The following is a 1,226-nucleotide window of genomic DNA, read 5'->3' on the forward strand; positions in this document are numbered from 1 at the left end:
CGGGCCTCCTCCGGCAGGGCGGCGAGGTCGCGCGCGAAGCGTTCGCGGGCGGCGGCCAAGGTGTCGGGCGGTTCCGTGCGGAGTCCTCCGCGCATCACGGTCCGCAGGAGCGGCTCGGCGTCCCCGGGAGGTTCCTCGTGGGCCAGGCCGACGACGTCGCGGAGACCGGGGCCGCGGAAGACCTGCTTGGGGCCCGGCGCGGTCGCCTTCGCCGAGGACAGCTTCATGACGGGCCGCCCGTCGTACTCGACCAGTTTGTATGCCGCGTCCAGGTACGGCGCGTCGGCGGCCGTGCCGACCCTCGTCCCCACGGCGTACGCGTCGATCGGCGCCCCCTCCCGTACGAGCGCGTCGACGCCGTACTCGTCCAGGCCGCCGCTCGCGATGATCCGCACGTCCCCGAGGCCCGCGCCGTCGAGCGCGGCGCGGGCCCGGCGGGCCAGCGCGCCCAGGTCGCCGCTGTCGATGCGGATCCCGCAGTCGGGACCGAGCCGCAGGTCCGTGAGGACGCGCGCGGCCGTCGCGACGCCGCGGTCGGTGTCGTAGGTGTCGACGAGGAGGGTCACCGGGCCGGGGTGGGTGCGGGCGAAGGCCCGGAACGCCCGCTCCTCGGAGCCGAAGGCCTCGATGTAGGAGTGGGCCATCGTGCCCGCGGCCGCGATGCCGTACCGGCGGGCGGCGGCGACGTTGCTGGTGCCGGCGAAGCCCACCAGGGCGCACAGCCGGGCCGCCTGCACGCCCGCCTCGGGCCCGTGGGTCCGGCGCAGCGAGAAGTCCACCAGGGGGCGCCCGGCGGCGGCGAGCACGCACCGCGCCGCCTTGGAGGCGACCGCCGTCTGGTGGCAGACGAGGGACAGCAGGTACGTCTCCACGAGCTGGGCCTGCGGCAGCGGCGCCGTGACTTCGAGCAGGGGCTCGCCCGCGAGGACGATCCGCCCCTCGGGCACGGCGCGGACCTCTCCGTCGAAGGAGAGGCCGTGGAGCGGTTCGAGGTCCCCGACGGGCCGCCGCAGCGTCTCGGCGAAGTCCTGGACATCGGAGCGGCCCACCCGGTACCGGGAGAGGAAATCGAGGGCCGGTTCGAGTCCGGCGGCCACGAGGAATCCGCGGCCCGGCGGCAGGTCCCGCACGAAGAGGCTGAAGGTGGCCCGGCCCCGCATGTCCTCCCGCAGGTACGAGAGGGCCATCGTGACCTGGTACAGGTCGGTGGTCGTCACCTGGGACAT

The 1,226-nt window shown here is 75.4% G+C and carries 1 protein-coding gene; it reads right to left on the bottom strand.

What is annotated here, in order from left to right; genetic code table 11:
• On the bottom strand, window positions 1–1,226 hold a 1,226-nt coding region (locus tag AB0398_RS34270), incomplete at both ends, for a nicotinate phosphoribosyltransferase (RefSeq protein ID WP_366379581.1).

Source organism: Streptomyces sp. NPDC086147 (assembly GCF_040702165.1).
In the GTDB taxonomy this organism is placed as follows: Bacteria; Actinomycetota; Actinomycetes; order Streptomycetales; family Streptomycetaceae; genus Streptomyces.